At 68.1% G+C, this 14,039-nt stretch carries 15 protein-coding genes; 6 read left to right on the forward strand and 9 right to left on the reverse strand.

From position 1 onward, the window contains the following. From J7J50_RS24290 to J7J50_RS24300, 3 genes are all read right to left on the reverse strand, one after another. The coding region (locus J7J50_RS24290; RefSeq protein WP_215097599.1) for a hypothetical protein at positions 1–390 on the reverse strand (390 nt) is incomplete at its 3' end. 130 nt (positions 391–520) lie between these two features. Continuing rightward, a complete protein-coding gene (locus J7J50_RS24295) occupies positions 521–1,459 on the reverse strand; it encodes a patatin-like phospholipase family protein (protein WP_215058994.1) in 939 nt (312 codons plus the stop codon). Beyond that, the gene (locus tag J7J50_RS24300; RefSeq protein WP_057944429.1) at positions 1,459–2,427 is read right to left on the reverse strand and encodes a YafY family protein; all 969 of its coding nucleotides are present in this window, start codon (positions 2,425–2,427) and stop codon (positions 1,459–1,461) included. The genes J7J50_RS24295 and J7J50_RS24300 overlap by 1 nt, the downstream gene beginning before the upstream one ends. An 89-nt stretch (positions 2,428–2,516) precedes the next feature. Between J7J50_RS24300 and J7J50_RS24305 the strand changes: the two genes are divergently transcribed. Next, positions 2,517–3,101 (forward strand): hypothetical protein, encoded by a 585-nt coding sequence (locus J7J50_RS24305; protein WP_215058996.1) that lies wholly within the window; start codon positions 2,517–2,519, stop codon positions 3,099–3,101. 54 nt (positions 3,102–3,155) lie between these two features. Here the strand turns inward: J7J50_RS24305 and J7J50_RS24310 are convergent, their stop codons facing one another. Beyond that, entirely contained in the window at positions 3,156–3,359 is a 204-nt protein-coding gene (locus tag J7J50_RS24310) for a hypothetical protein (RefSeq protein WP_215058998.1), read from the reverse strand. Between the two features lie 109 nt (positions 3,360–3,468). Here J7J50_RS24310 and J7J50_RS24315 point away from each other — a divergent pair, with 109 nt between their 5' ends. From J7J50_RS24315 to J7J50_RS24335, 5 genes are all read left to right on the forward strand, one after another. Further along, the gene (locus tag J7J50_RS24315; protein ID WP_215059000.1) at positions 3,469–6,498 is read left to right on the forward strand and encodes a molybdopterin oxidoreductase family protein; all 3,030 of its coding nucleotides are present in this window, start codon (positions 3,469–3,471) and stop codon (positions 6,496–6,498) included. Between the two features lie 61 nt (positions 6,499–6,559). Next, positions 6,560–6,757, forward strand: coding sequence for a hypothetical protein (locus J7J50_RS24320; RefSeq protein WP_215059002.1), 198 nt, complete (start codon positions 6,560–6,562; stop codon positions 6,755–6,757). Then, positions 6,754–7,599 carry a 4Fe-4S dicluster domain-containing protein gene (locus J7J50_RS24325; RefSeq protein WP_343222571.1) on the forward strand — a complete coding sequence of 282 codons (846 nt, stop codon included), beginning with the start codon at positions 6,754–6,756 and terminating at the stop codon, positions 7,597–7,599. The genes J7J50_RS24320 and J7J50_RS24325 overlap by 4 nt, the downstream gene beginning before the upstream one ends. Before the next feature lie 81 nt (positions 7,600–7,680). Then, positions 7,681–8,613, forward strand: coding sequence for a DmsC/YnfH family molybdoenzyme membrane anchor subunit (locus tag J7J50_RS24330; protein WP_215059004.1), 933 nt, complete (start codon positions 7,681–7,683; stop codon positions 8,611–8,613). A gap of 219 nt (positions 8,614–8,832) precedes the next feature. Next, on the forward strand, positions 8,833–9,507 hold the full coding sequence (locus tag J7J50_RS24335) for a DUF481 domain-containing protein (protein ID WP_215059006.1): 675 nt from the start codon (positions 8,833–8,835) through the stop codon (positions 9,505–9,507). Between the two features lie 139 nt (positions 9,508–9,646). Here J7J50_RS24335 and hemC read toward each other — a convergent pair whose 3' ends face one another. From hemC to J7J50_RS24360, 5 genes are all read right to left on the reverse strand, one after another. Next, on the reverse strand, positions 9,647–10,588 hold the full coding sequence (gene hemC / locus J7J50_RS24340) for a hydroxymethylbilane synthase (RefSeq protein ID WP_215059008.1): 942 nt from the start codon (positions 10,586–10,588) through the stop codon (positions 9,647–9,649). Between the two features lie 479 nt (positions 10,589–11,067). Next, the gene (locus J7J50_RS24345) at positions 11,068–11,802 is read right to left on the reverse strand and encodes a LytTR family DNA-binding domain-containing protein (protein ID WP_057944438.1); all 735 of its coding nucleotides are present in this window, start codon (positions 11,800–11,802) and stop codon (positions 11,068–11,070) included. Positions 11,803–11,819: 17 nt separating this feature from the next. Beyond that, positions 11,820–12,902, reverse strand: a complete 1,083-nt coding sequence (locus J7J50_RS24350) for a histidine kinase (protein ID WP_215059011.1) — start codon at positions 12,900–12,902, stop codon at positions 11,820–11,822. An 11-nt stretch (positions 12,903–12,913) separates the two neighbouring features. Next, positions 12,914–13,606 carry an alpha/beta hydrolase fold domain-containing protein gene (locus J7J50_RS24355; RefSeq protein ID WP_215059012.1) on the reverse strand — a complete coding sequence of 231 codons (693 nt, stop codon included), beginning with the start codon at positions 13,604–13,606 and terminating at the stop codon, positions 12,914–12,916. Positions 13,607–13,706: 100 nt separating this feature from the next. Continuing rightward, positions 13,707–14,039, reverse strand: a 333-nt coding sequence (locus tag J7J50_RS24360) for an energy transducer TonB (RefSeq protein WP_215097601.1), incomplete at its 5' end; no start/stop codon positions are given.

A 14,039-nucleotide genomic window follows, 5' to 3' on the forward strand; every position in this document is an offset into this window, starting at 1 on the left:
ACTTTCTTTGTCCAAAGCGACAAAGAAAGTAACCAAAGAAAACGCTTTGGGCTGTTTCGAGTCAAAAGCCACGAGTGCGATGCCTGCGCAGGCAGGTGCCACATTGGGCATCCTGCCCAAGGTGGCACCCGGCGCACGTCCATGTGCGCCGCCCTCCGGGTGTCCCTGGTCTCGCGAGTTACTAGCGGCGCCCAACAACGGCAAATGCAAAACGAAGCCGAAGCGAAGCAAAATCTCGGCAACAGCAACAGCAACAGCGACAGCAACAGCAACGGCAACGGCAAAAGCAACGACAACAGCAACGGGCAAAAGCGCCGGTAAAAGCCGCACGCAGCCACAGCCATTGCCGCAGTCGCAGTCGCAGTCGCAGTCGCAAGCCTGCAACTTCAAGTGTCGTTTATCCGAAATCGCAACCGAAAGATGGAACCATCTTCCCAGCGCTCAACCGCAGCAAAAGCCGCATCCCCAAGCGCGAATACCCACACGCCGAAAGCCAGATACCCAGACGCACAACGCGCCCTCAGTACCCCGCCTTGTCCAAGGCCTTCTCTGCCTCTTCCCGCCCCAACGCGATCAATTCCTTCGCCCGCCAGAACTCATAGAACTGACAGGCATCGCGCGGAATCCGGATCACCAGCTCCGGCGGGTCCAACGCCAACTGCACGCGCGCGATCTGCGCCTGCATCATGTCCAGGGAACGCGCCATCAACTCGCTGAAACTCAACTCGTGCGGCGCTTCCTCGCCCGGGGCGTTGGCCTCGGGCTGATAGCTGCGGCGGAACCAGCGCGCCAACAGCGACGGCGGCTTGATCGACGCCACCTGCAAGGCCTGCGCCTGGTCGGCGCCGTTATGATGCGCCAGCCCGCCGGGCGGCTGGTCGGGCCAGCCGTGCATGTCCACCGCGATCAGGCGCTGCGCATCGGACAGGCGCGTGGCGGTGATCGGCAACGGCGCCAGCAGGCCGCCATCGACCAGTTCGCGGCCGTGCAATTCGTAAGGGGTAAACACGCCGGGGATCGCGATCGAGGCGCGCACCGCGTCCCACAGGTCGCCTTCGCGCAACCACACCTCGCGCTGGCGCACCAGATCGACCGCGACCGCGGTGAAATCCACGGCCAGGTCTTCGATACGCGGCTCGCCAGTGAGTTCGCGCAGCGCGTGCATCAATCGCTCGCCGCGGAACAGCGCCGGCTGGCCGAACACCGGATCGAGCAGCCGCAGCATGTCGGTGCGGCTCATGCTGTAGAGCCAGTCGCGATAGACGTCCATCTTGCCGGCGGCGAACAAGCCGCCGACCAGCGCGCCGCTGGAGGAACCGGCGACCGCGACGATGCGCAGCCCGCGCTCCTGCAGCGCTTCGATCACGCCGATCTGCGCCAGCCCGCGCGCGCCGCCCGCGCCCAGGACCAGCGCGACCGGTTCGCCGCTTTGAATGTGCGGGGCGTCGGCTCCGGCCATCAGTGACCGTAGTTGCTCAGCGCCAGTTCCAGCATCGACTTGGCCTGCTCGCGCAGCACCACCGGCTCGACGATTTCCGCGTCGCTGCCGTAATGCATCACGTCCATCAACAACTCGCGCCCGGCGCTGTAGGGCACCTTGAGCTCATAGCGGCCGTCGGGCAGGAAACGGCCCTGCTGCTGCGAATGCCAGTGCTCGTCGGCGACCCAGCGCGCGGCCTTGGCGCTGAAGACGATGGTCGCCCAGCCCTTGGGCGCGCCGGAGAAAATGCCGTAGCTGGAGGCCAGGTGCTGATCGAGTTCTTCGTCGGCGACATCGCGGGCGATGGCCTCGCCGACCTTGGCCGCGCTGATCCGGTCGACCGAGAAACTGCGCAGCGCATCGCGCTCGTTGTCCCAGGCGTCGAGGTACCAGTTTTCGCGGTAATGGGTCAGCCGCTGCGGCGATACGCTGCGGCGCGTGCGCTCGTCGGTGGAGCGCGCGCGGTATTCGAACGTGAGCTGCTTGCGATCGAGCACGGCGGTGGCGACGCAGCGGAACGCGGTTTCGTCCAGGCGCCGGGTGCGGTGCGGAATCACCCGCACCCGCTCCACCGGCAGGCGGCGGCCGCCGGCGTGCTCGTCGAGCAGTTTTTCGATGCGCTGCTGCAACGGCGCGAGCGCGTTGGACAGCACGCCGCCGCCGCTGCGCATCAGCAACTGCTGCGCGGCCAGCAGCGAATGCAGCTCTTCCGAGCTCAGCCACAGGCCGGGCAGCTCGAAGCGGTCGCCTTCGCTGGTGTCGTAGCGGAACCCGGCCTCGCCGTTGCCGACCACCGGTGCCATCAGGTAGTCGCGCAGGTAGGCCAGATCCCGATAAACGGTCGCGCGCGAGCATTCCAGGTCTTCCTGGAGGCGCTGAACTGTGACCGGATACCTGGCCGCAGTGAGAATCCGGTGCAACGCGTGGATGCGTTCGATACGTTCCATGTCGGCGGGGTCTGGTCGAGGCGGTGGGGACACAACTAGCATGGCACCGGCCGCTGTCCGGCCGCCACCATCGAACTTAAGGATCCTACGTGATCAAGACCTCATTATCCGCAACACTGACTCCCGCGGTGCTGCTGCTCGGCCTGTGCGCGTCCGGCCTGGCCTGGGCTGGCCCGAAAGAAGAGGTCGTCGCCGCGGTCGATAAATTCCTCGCCGCGAAGACCTACCACGCCAGCATGAGCATGGGCCCCGGCCCGGGCACCGAAACCGACTTCGTCGCTCCCGACCGCATCCGCATCAAGATGGGCGCGATGGGCGAGCAGATCATGATCGGCGACACCATGTATCTGACGATGCAGGGCAAGACCCGCAAGCAGCCCTCGCCCGGCGGCGGCGTGGCGGCCACGCGCAGCCGCGACAAGATCCTCGGCAATCAGCAGACCCTGAAGGTGACCGCGCTTGGCGCCGAGACCATCGGCGGGGTGGCCACCAAGAAGTACAAAGTCGAGAACAGCCAACCCAAGTCCTCCTCGACCTTCTGGGTCGCGGCCAACGGTTATCCGGTGCAGGCGGTGAACGTCGCCGAAGTGTCCGGCAAGACGTACACCTCGACGTTGAAGTACTCGCGCTTCAACGATCCCAGTATCAAGATCGAAGCGCCGGCGGTGAAGTGACATTAGACACCTGCGCGGTCGCAGTGGTTGCGACCGCGCGGGTGCCCCGCGCATTCAGCCGCCCACGCCGCGCATCGCCCCGGCCCACAGGTGCCACAAGCACAAGGCCGCGGCACCCAACACCGCACATACCGTGGCCGCTGCGTACCAGCGATTGAATCCCGGACGGCGCGCGCGTTGCGCATGGCCGACCCAGGCCAGCAGTCCCGCCACCCAGATCGGTCCGCCGTAATAGGCGAACGCCAGCAAAAGCATCATGCGTTACCGCTCCCTGGGCGCAACGGTGCAGTATCCCCGGCCTTGCGCGGCGATGACAAGCGCCGCCGCCGCGCTCGCCTGATCACGGCGCGATAGGCACAATGGCCCGATGCGAGAGCACGCTCCCACCGAGCCAGCCATCGACCTGTCGCCTTCGCCCGGGGACGAGGTCAAGACCACGACCTGTTACATGTGCGCATGTCGTTGCGGCATCAAGGTCTGGCTCGCCGACGGCAACATCCGTTACATCCAGGGCAATCCCGATCACCCGGTCAACCAGGGCGTGCTGTGCGCGAAGGGTTCGGCCGGGATCATGCAGCACTACTCGCCGGCGCGGCTGAGCAAGCCGCTGCTGCGCGTGGGCGAGCGCGGCGCGGGCGAGTTCCGCGAGATCGAATGGGAGCAGGCGCTGGAGATCGCCGCCGGCTGGCTGGCGCCGATCCGCGAGCGCAATCCCGACGAGTTGGCGTTCTTCACCGGCCGCGATCAGTCGCAGGCCCTGACCGGCTGGTGGGCGCAGCAGTTCGGCACGGTGAACTACGCCGCGCACGGCGGGTTCTGCTCGGTCAACATGGCCGCCGGCGGTCTGTACACGCTGGGCGGTTCGTTCTGGGAATTCGGCGAGCCCGACTGGGAGCATTCGCGTTATCTGATGCTGTGGGGCGTGGCGGAGGATCACGACTCCAATCCGATCAAGCTCGGCCTGGGCAAGTTGAAGGCGCGCGGGGCGAAGATCGTCGCGGTCAATCCGGTGCGCAGCGGCTATGGCGCGATCGCCGACGAGTGGATCGGGATCCGGCCCGGGACCGATGGTTTGTTCGCGTTCGCGTTGATCCATGAGTTGTTGAAGGCCGATCGGGTCGACCTGGAATTTCTGGTGCGCTATGCGAATGCGCATTGGCTGGTGATTCGCAATCCGGGCGGGGCGGACGATGGCTTGTTCGCGCGCGACGAAGAAGGGCGCGCCCTGTGTTGGGTGCGCGGCCCTCACCCCGGCCCTCTCCCGCAGGCGGGAGAGGGAGCCGATGCGACGCGAACGGCCGAAGACGCAGAGCCACACATCGCAACGAACGCAGCCGAACAACCCCCTCTCCCGCCCGCGGGAGAGGGCCGGGGTGAGGGCCACGCGCTCCCCGCCGACGCCATCGGCATCTCCCCCGCCGTCGTAGGCGAATACACCCTGCCCGACGGCCGCCGCGTGGTTCCGGTGTTCCATCTGCTGGCCGAACGCTACCTCGATCCGCAGTTCTCGCCCGACGCGGTCAGCGAACGCTGCGGCATCCCCGCCGACACCATCCGCCGCATCGCGCGCGAACTCGCGCAGGCGGCATTCGACAACCCGGTGAAGCTGCCGATCGCCTGGGTGGACGCGCACGGCCGCCAACACAGCGAAATGATCGGCCGCCCCGTCAGCATGCACGCCATGCGCGGCATCAGCGCGCACAGCAACGGCTTCCACACCTGCCGCGCGCTGCACCTGCTGCAACTGCTGCTGGGCGCGGTGGATACACCGGGTTCGTTCCGCTACCAACCGCCGTTCCCGAAGCCGCTGCCGCCGCCGAACCGTCCCGGCAAACAGCGCCAGGCCAACGGCGCGCTGGACGCGGCGCCGCTCGGTTTCGTGCACGGGCCGGAGGATCTGGTCGTGGACGAACACGGCCGGCCGCGCCGCATCGACCACGCGTTCTCGTGGGCCTATCCGCTGTCCGCGCACGGCATGATGCACACCGTGATCCGCAACGCCTGGGCCGGCGATCCGTACAAGATCGACACGCTGATGATGTTCATGGCCAACATGAGCTGGAACTCGGCGATGAACACCAGCGAGACCATCGCCTGGCTCACCGATCGCGGCAGCGACGGCGAGTACCGCATCCCGCGCATCATCTACGCCGACGCCTACGCATCGGAGATGACCGCCTACGCCGATCTGGTGTTGCCCGACACCACCTACCTGGAACGCTTCGACGCCATCAGCCTGCTGGACCGGCCGATCTCCGATGCCGATTCGGCCTGCGATGCGATCCGGCATCCAATCGTAGAAGCAGCGAGTCAGCGCCTAAACAACGACCAGAAACCAAGAGACGTCCGCGGCTTCCAATCCGTACTCCTAGACATAGGCGCCCGCCTGGGCCTGCCCGGCATGGTCCTGGAAGACGGCAGCCCGCGTTACCGCGACTACGCCGACTACATCGTCCGCCACGAGCGCGCGCCCGGCGTCGGCCTGCTCGCCGGCTGGCGCGGCGAGCACGGCGAACTGGAAGCCAAAGGCCCGCCCAATCCCGAGCAACTGCAGCGCTACATCGAGCACGGCGGTTTCTGGCGCAGCCACGTGCCGGAGGCGGCGCGCTATTACAAGATGGCCAATCGCGCCTACCTGGATTGGGCGCAGAAGATGGGATTTCTCGGTCACGCCGAAGCGATCACGCTGCAGTTGTATTCGGAGACCCTGCAGAAATTCCGCCTCGCCGCGCAGGGCCACGGCCCGCGCCAACCGCCGGACGAACACCGCCAGCGCGTGGCGACTTATTTCGATCCGCTGCCGATCTGGTACGAACCGTTCGAAGGCGCGCAGGTCGAAGATTCCGCCACGCGTTTCCCGCTCAGCGCGGTTACCCAGCGGCCGATGTTCATGTACCACGCCTGGGGTTCGCAGAACGCCTGGCTGCGGCAGATCACCACGCGCAATTATCTGTACCTGCATCCGGACACCGGCGCGCGTTTCGGACTGGGCGACGCCGACTGGATCGCGGTGGAGTCGCATCACGGCCGCATCGTCGCGCAAGCCAGGTTCGCCGCCAACGTCCAGCCCGACACGGTCTGGACCTGGAACGCGATCGGCAAGCGCCGCGGCGCCTGGCGCCTGTCCAAGGACGCGCCGGAAGCGAGCAAGGGTTTCCTGCTCAACCATCTGATTTCCGACATCACGCCCAAGGGCGATTACGCCAACGCCGATCCGGTCACCGGGCAGGCGGCGTGGTTCGATCTGCGGGTGAATCTGCGCAAGGCCGATGCCGACGAAAGCTCGGCGCTGGAACGCGCGCAGACTCAGTCGCAACCACAATTCGCGCCGCTCGCGTTCGCGGCGGCCGACAATCGTCCGCTTCGCTACGGCGCACAGTTCAGGAAGAACCGATGACTACCCGCACAGACCGATCCGCATCCACCGCATCGTCCGGCGCATGCGCGCGCGAGGCGGCATGAAGACGGTACGCGTGATCGCAGGCGTCGTGTGCATCGTGCTGGGCCTGTCGCTGTCGGCGCTGCTGGCGATGGTGGGCCTGGGCAACGGCTCCGGCGCGCCGGCCGCGATCTCGCTGATGCCCGGCGTGGCGGTCGGCCTGACCGTGCTCGCGGCCGGCGTGTGGATGGTCTATTCCGGGCTCAAGAAAACGTGACCGGCCTGCCGCCGCCGTCGAAAAAGAAACTCGGGTTGGTGATCGACCTGGACACCTGCGTGGGCTGTCACGCCTGCGCGGTGAGCTGCAAGGAGTGGAATGCCGGCGGTTTCGCCGCGCCGCTGACCGATGAGCAGCCCTACGGCAAGGAGCCGTCGGGCGTGTGGTTCAACCGCGTGCACAGTTACGAGGTCGCCGCGCAAGCCGCGCCGGTCGAAAGCCTGCCGATGGCCGATCCGGTGCGCAGTTGCGGCACCGCGTCCGCCGCCGCGCCCGCATGCGGCAGCGCCAACGCCGCGCCGCAGCCGGCGATGACCTTGCACTTCCCGCGTTCGTGCCTGCACTGCGAACAGCCGGCCTGCGTGACCGTGTGCCCGACCGGCGCCAGTTACAAGCGCGCCGAGGACGGCATCGTGCTGGTCGATGAGGACAAGTGCATCGGCTGCAAGTTGTGTTCCTGGGCCTGCCCCTACGGCGCGCGCGAGTACAGCCCGGTCGAAGGGGTGATGAAGAAATGCACGCTGTGCATCGACCGCATCTACAACGAGAACCTGGAAGAGTCCGAGCGCCAGCCGGCCTGCGTGCAGGCGTGTCCGACCCGCGCGCGCCACTTCGGCGACCTGGGCGATCCCGAATCGGCGGTGTCCAAACTGGTCGCCGAACGCGGCGGCGTGGATCTGATGGCGTCGCTGGGCTATCAGCCGACCAACAAGTATCTGCCGCCGCGGCCGCGCCGCGATGGCGGCAACGGCGATGGCGATGGCGCGCCGGTAGCGGAAACGCTGGACAGCAAGGCCTTGCCGCCGGTGTTGCGCTGGCTCGATAAGGTGCTGTCGCGATGAGGGGTGCGGCTTGTCCGCTGCGGTCGCGCATTGGCGCGCGGCAAGGCATCGCCGCCACTACGCCGGCGCGGGCGGGCTGACATGCATCCGGCGTTCTCGGTCATTTTCTTCACCACGCTGTCGGGCGCGGGCTATGGGCTGATGGCGTGGATCGGCGCCAGCGTATTTTGGAAATACGCCATTCAAGCGCCGGGCGAGCCCATGCGCGCCCTGGCATTTCCGTTGCTGTTCGCGCTGGTGCTGGTCAGCATCGGCCTGCTCGCCTCGACGCTGCACCTGGGCAAGCCGCTGCGCGCATGGCGCGCGTTCTCGCAGTGGCGCAGCTCGTGGCTGTCGCGCGAGGGCGTGATGGCCGTCGTTACCTACGTGCCCGCGCTCGGCCTGCTGCTGGGTGCGGTGCGCGAAAGCGGCGCGGCGATGCCGATGCTGTTGTCGGCGGGGGTGCCGGTGTGTGCGCTGATCACCGTGGTATGCACCGCGATGATCTACGCCTCGCTGAAGCCGATCCCCGCCTGGCGTCATTGGCTGGTGGTGCCGGCATATCTGAGCTTCGCCCTGCTCAGCGGCGCGGCCTTGTTGCCGGTGTTGGCCGTCATCCGCTTTGGCGGATCGGTCGGCATCGTCGCAGTAATCGTGCTGGCGCCGCTGACCGCCGCGCTCAAGCTCGCCTACTGGCGCGCCATCGACCGCACGCCGCTGCCGCTGAGCCGCGGCGACGCGGTGGGCCTGCCCGATCGCGAGTTGTCGGTGTTCGAGCGCCCGCACACGGAAGACAACTACCTCACCCGCGAGATGGGCTACGTGCTCGCGCGCAAGCACGCGCGCAAGCTGCGTCTGCTCGCCCTGGCGCTGTTCGCCGCCGCGCCGCTGGTTCTGGCCGTGCTGGCCCTGGCCGTGCCGGCGCTGTCCTGGCCGGCGATGGCGCTGGCGGCGCTGTGCGTGCTGACGGGCGCGGTGGTCGAGCGCTGGCTGTTCTTCGCCCAGGCCAGGCATGTGGTGACGCTGTACTACTGATCCGCCGATGGTTGCGGTTTTGGACGGCTTTGGACGCCCTGTGCGTTTGGACCTTCGGATGCGTTAAAACGCAACAAAACCAGATACTTAAACGCACCCGTTGCGCAAACATGATGCCCCGAGCGGATTAATCCAACCTATCCGGCGTGCGCCGCGTCGCAGGTCTGTAATCGGTTTCATGGCATTATCCTCAACCGTCCTTCCAGCCCTATCCAGACGATGCTCGGTGCCATCGGGCTCGCCCTGCTCGGCGCGCCCCTGATCACATTGCCGACGCCCGCCTTCGGCGGCGACCCGATCCTGATCGCCATCGCCAGCGATCCGGTGCAACTGCGCCTGCATTGTTTCTCGACCCGCTGCGGCGACGAGGAATGGAAAGCGGCGATGGCGCCGACCCGGCGCGACCCGGTGATCGACCCGGCCGACCTGCCGCCGCTGCGCAGGGTGGCCCTGCCCGGCCAGCAGCGCGTGATCGGCGGCGTCAGCGCGCCGGCGACTTCGCGCGAGAGCCGCGCCCTGTACTCCAACGACTACCGCGTCGGCACCCGCTACGGCGTGCAGGCGATGCGCGACGGCCCGACCCAGATCGGCTTGAGCTTCGGCGCCGGCTATCGTCTGGCGCCCCTGGCCGACGACGGCATCAACCGCCCCGGCGCGGTGTTCCGCGGCGAACTCAACCTTGGCCAGCGCATCAGCGATCGCGCCCGCTGGACCCAGCGGGTGCAGGTCGAAAGCGGCCGCGGCGACACCTTTGTCAAGCAGTCGGTGCGGCTGGACGTGGACGTGTGGCAGAACTGGAAACTGGAAACCGACTTCGCCATCCGCCACGACAATCGCGGCGGCGGCGGCAGCGAGAGCGCGGAAAGTTCGATCGAGCTGATCCGGCGGTTTTGATTCGCGTGGAGCCGCGCACTCGCGGTGCAAGCAACTGTGGGAGGGGCTTCAGCCCCGACGCTTTTGTTTCTGATCGCGGCAATCTTGGACAAGAGCGTCGGGGCTGAAGCCCCTCCCACAAGAAAGCAGTCCCGGCCGATCAGTCGGTGTCGTCGTGCGGCGCTTGCAGCGAATCGGCGATGAATTCGCCCGCGCCCTGCTCCAGCAGTTTCTGCGCGACCTCGATGCCCAGGCATTCGGGCGCGTCGCCGCGGCCTTCGCCGTGAGCGTGCACGGCGCGGCCGTCGCTGGCCGAGCCGACTTGCCCATCCAGGCGCAGATGCTCGCCGTCCAGCCAGGCGTGCGCGGCCACCGGCACGTGGCAGCTGCCGTGCAGGGCGCGATTCATCGCCCGCTCGGCTTCCACGCAGGTGCGGGTGGCGGCGTGGTCGAGCGCAGCGCACAACTCGCGCGCGGCGATGTCGTCCTCGCGCGATTCGATCGCGATCGCGCCCTGCGCCGGCGCCGGCAGCCAGTACGGCGATTCCAGGCGCTTGCGGATGCGCGCATCCAGGCCCAGCCGCTGCAGGCCGGCGCAGGCCAGGATGATCGCGTCGTACTCGCCCGCGTCCAGGCGGCCGAGGCGGGTGTTGACGTTGCCGCGCAGGTCCAGCAGTTCCAGGTCCGGGCGCAGCGCGCGCAACTGCGCTTGCCGGCGCAGCGAGGACGTGCCCACGCGCGCGCCGGTCGGCAGCGCGTCGATGCCGTCGAAGCGGTTGCTGACGAAGCCGTCGGCGTAGTCGGCGCGTTCCAGGATCGCCGGCAGGGCGAAGCCGGGTTCCAGCTGCATCGGCACGTCCTTGAGCGAATGCACGGCGCAGTCGGCTTCGCCGCGCAGCATCGCCAGCTCTAGTTCCTTGAGAAACAGGCCCTTGCCGCCGATCGCCGCCAGCGAGCGGTCCAGGACCTCGTCGCCGCGGGTGCTCATCGGCACCAGTTCCACCGCCAGCCCGGGGTGCGCGGCGCGCAGGCGGTCGGCGACATGCTCGCTCTGCCACAGGGCGAGCGGGCTCTTACGGGTGGCGATGCGCAAGGTCTTCATGGCGGCATTATCGCCGGTGGGACGGTTGGGGGCCAAAAGAAACTGCGTCGGATGGGAACTGCGCCGGGGCCGGAGCCGATGCATGCCGGTGATCGGCTCTCAGAGGCAATGCCGCTTTTTTGCTCGTCATTCCCGCGAAGGCGGGCTCTGGGTTGTTTCAGAGAAGCCGAATAGGCCGGGCCTTCGACGCCCCTCAAGAACGTCATTCCCGCGAAGGCGGGAATCCAGGGCCTTTCGTGCGAGAACGCTTGAAGTCGCTGGATTCCCGCGTTCGCGGGAATGACGACTTGGAAGGATGGCGCTGAAGTCTCTGGATTCCCGCTTTCGCGGGAATGACGGACTGGAAGGATGGCGCTGAAGGCTCTGGATTCCCGCCTTCGCGGGAATGACGGTAGGTAGGTTGCGTCGCCGCTTTCCGACTCCCGACTCCCGACTCCCGACTCCCGACTCCCGATTCCCGATTCCCGATTCCCAAAGCATCAAAGATGCTTAAGCGTCTCCCGCAACGCCGCCACGCAGCGCCGGCTCACTTCCAGCGGCTGCTTGCCATGGCGCAGCACCGCCTGCACGTGGCCTTCGGCGTTGCGCTTGAGTTCGACGATCTCGTGCCGCGCCACCAGGCAGTTGCGGTGGATGCGCACGAAGCGTTCGCCGAATTCGTCTTCCAGCGACTTCAAGGACTCTTCGATCAAGTCCTCGCCGCGGGCGTGATGCACGATCACGTACTTCTCTTCGGCGTGCAGGTAATGCACGTCTTCGATCGGAATCAGGCGCAGGCTGCCGCGCAGGCGCGCGCACAGGTGGCTGCGAACCTGGCCGGGCGCGGTTTCGCCGCCTTCGTGGCGCTCGCGGCCGGCGGCGAAGGTGCGCACGCGTTCGAGCGCGGCATCCAGGCGTTCGGCGCGCACCGGCTTGACCAGATAGTCGATGGCCTCCGCGTCGAAGGCCGACAATGCGTGCGCGTCGTACGCGGTGCAGAACACCACCGCCGGGCGCGGATCGAACGCGGCCAGATGACGCGCCGCCTCCAGACCGTCGATGCCGGGCATGGCGATGTCGAGCAGGACCAGATCGGGCCGGTGCTCGGCGCAGGCATGCAACGCGTGTTGGCCATCGACCGCCTCGGCGACGACCTCGACGTCCGGGCGCAATGCCAGCAATCCGCGCAAACGCTCGCGGGCTAACGGCTCGTCGTCAGCGATCACCACTCTCATGGCCAACCTCGCACCCCTCATCGGCTCTGCGCCTCCACCCCGGTCGGCACGTGCAGTTCGCACAGATAGTAGCCCCCGTTCCAGCCTGCGGTCATCCGCGCCGTAGGTCCATAGGCATATCGCAGGCGTTGGCCGATGCTGTGCTGGGCATGGCGGGAGCCGGCGCGGCCGTCGGCCGGGGCCGGGGCCGGGTTGCGGATGCGCAACAACAGGTGGTCGCTGAGCTGGGTCAGCTCGATCTCGATCTCGCCGCCGCCCTGCAGCCGGGAGATCCCGTGCAGCACCGCGTTCTCCACCAAAGGCTGCAGCACCAGGCGCGGCAGCGGCATTTTCCACGGCAGCGGCTCGCGTCTGCGCCACACCACCCGCAGCCGCTCGCGCAGGCGCAGTTGCTCGATCGCCAGGTAGCGCTCGGCCAGTTCGACCTCCTCGGCCAGGCTGGAATCGCTCTTGGACGCGCCCAGCGCGGCGCGGAACAGGTCCGACAGATCCAGCACCGCGCGCTCGGCCACCTCCGGGTCGCTGCGCACCAACCCGGCGATGGTGTTCATGCTGTTGAAGAGGAAGTGCGGCTTGATCCGCGCCTGCAGCGCATCGACCTCGGCGCGGGCGTTGGCCCGGACCTGGGCTTTCCAGCTGTCGTTGACGTACAGATAGCGCAGCACCACGCCCACGGCCAGGATCGCGATCGCGGCGGTGCCGGCGACGAAACGCCAGAACGAGGTGCCGGCCGGGACCAGGCCGACCCCGGTCACCGTGTCGATGCTGTGGGTGACCCCGGCCACCGCGGCGGCGATCGCGGCCGCGGTGGCGGTGGCGATGAAGCCGCCCACGCCCGGCGGCAGGCGCGAGAGCGGTTTGCGCGACACGCACAGCAGCACCGAGATCGCCAGCGCCAGCCACAGGGCGAAGGCGCTGGAGGACACGAACCGGCCCAGGTCCCAGTCGCTGCCGTCGGGCGCCAGGGCCAGCACGATCACGATCAGCTCGGCCATGCTCAGCATGACCACCAGCCGCGGCAGCCGGCACAGGTCCGGCAGCCAGGGCTCGTGCTCGCCCGCGGGCCCGCTTGCGGTCTTGCCGGTGTGCGGCTCGGGCATCGGCGCCGGGCTCAGGCCTTCGCGGCGAACCGTTGCGACATCCAGTCGCCGAGCGCGGCGATTTCCTCCGCGCAGACCTGATGCGCCATCGGATAGGCGTGCCAGTCGATCTTGAAGCCCAGGGTGCGCAGGCGCGCGGCCGCCATCTCGCCGCCGCGGTAGGGCACGACCGGGTCGTGCTGGCCGTGGGCCATGAACAAGGGCTGGGTGTGGGCGACCGCGGTCGCTTCGCGCATCAGCCGGTCGGCCATGGGCAGATAGGTGGACAGCGCGATCAGGCCGCCCAGGGCCTGCTTGCGCCGCAGCGCGGTCGCCAGGGTGATCGCGCCGCCCTGGGAAAAGCCCGCCAGCAGCACGCGTTCGGCCGGAATGCCGCGCTCGGCTTCGCGCGCGATCAGCGCCTCGACCTGCTGCACCGATTCGTCCACGCCGGCCTCGTCGGCGCGGTTGGCCAGATCCTGGAAGTCGCGGATGTCGTACCAGGCGCGCATGCGCAGGCCGTTGTTGATCGTGACCGCACGCACCGGCGCGTGCGGGAACACGAAGCGCAGCCCCGGCCAGTCCTTGCGGACCAGCTCGGGCACGATCGGGGCGAAGTCGTTGCCGTCCGCGCCCAGGCCGTGCAGCCACAGCACGCTCCAGCTCGGCAGGGGACGGGTTTCGAGTTCGACGGTTTCGAGCAAAGCGGGGGCGGTGGTATCCATCGCCGCATTGTGGCGGCTGGATGCGCGCCGCGCCAAGCCGGCGCGGCGGAAACCGGCGGCGGGGCCGGCGGGCGACCAGCGCCCCGCCGCGCCCGCCGCATCAACGCGACGGCAGTTTGAAGTTCAAGGTCCGCCGCGCCGCGTGCGCATCCCCGCTGGGCTCAAACCGCAGCCGCGACACCGCCGCCAGCGCGGCTTCATCGAACACGCCGGCCGGCTGCGAGGACACCAGCTTCGGCGCGCTGGTGCGGCCGTCGGGCAGGATGGTGAAGCTGATCTCGACGCTGCCTTCGATGCGCCGATTGAGCGCGGACAAGGGATAGCGCGGGCTGGCGTCGGCGATCAGGCGCGGCATTGGCTTGGCTGCGGGCGCCGAGCGCGCGCTGGCGGCGGCCGCCACCGGGGCCGGCGCGGCGACGGCCGGACCCGGCAC

This window comes from Lysobacter sp. ISL-50, from assembly GCF_018612875.1.
GTDB lineage: Bacteria > Pseudomonadota > Gammaproteobacteria > Xanthomonadales > Xanthomonadaceae > Lysobacter.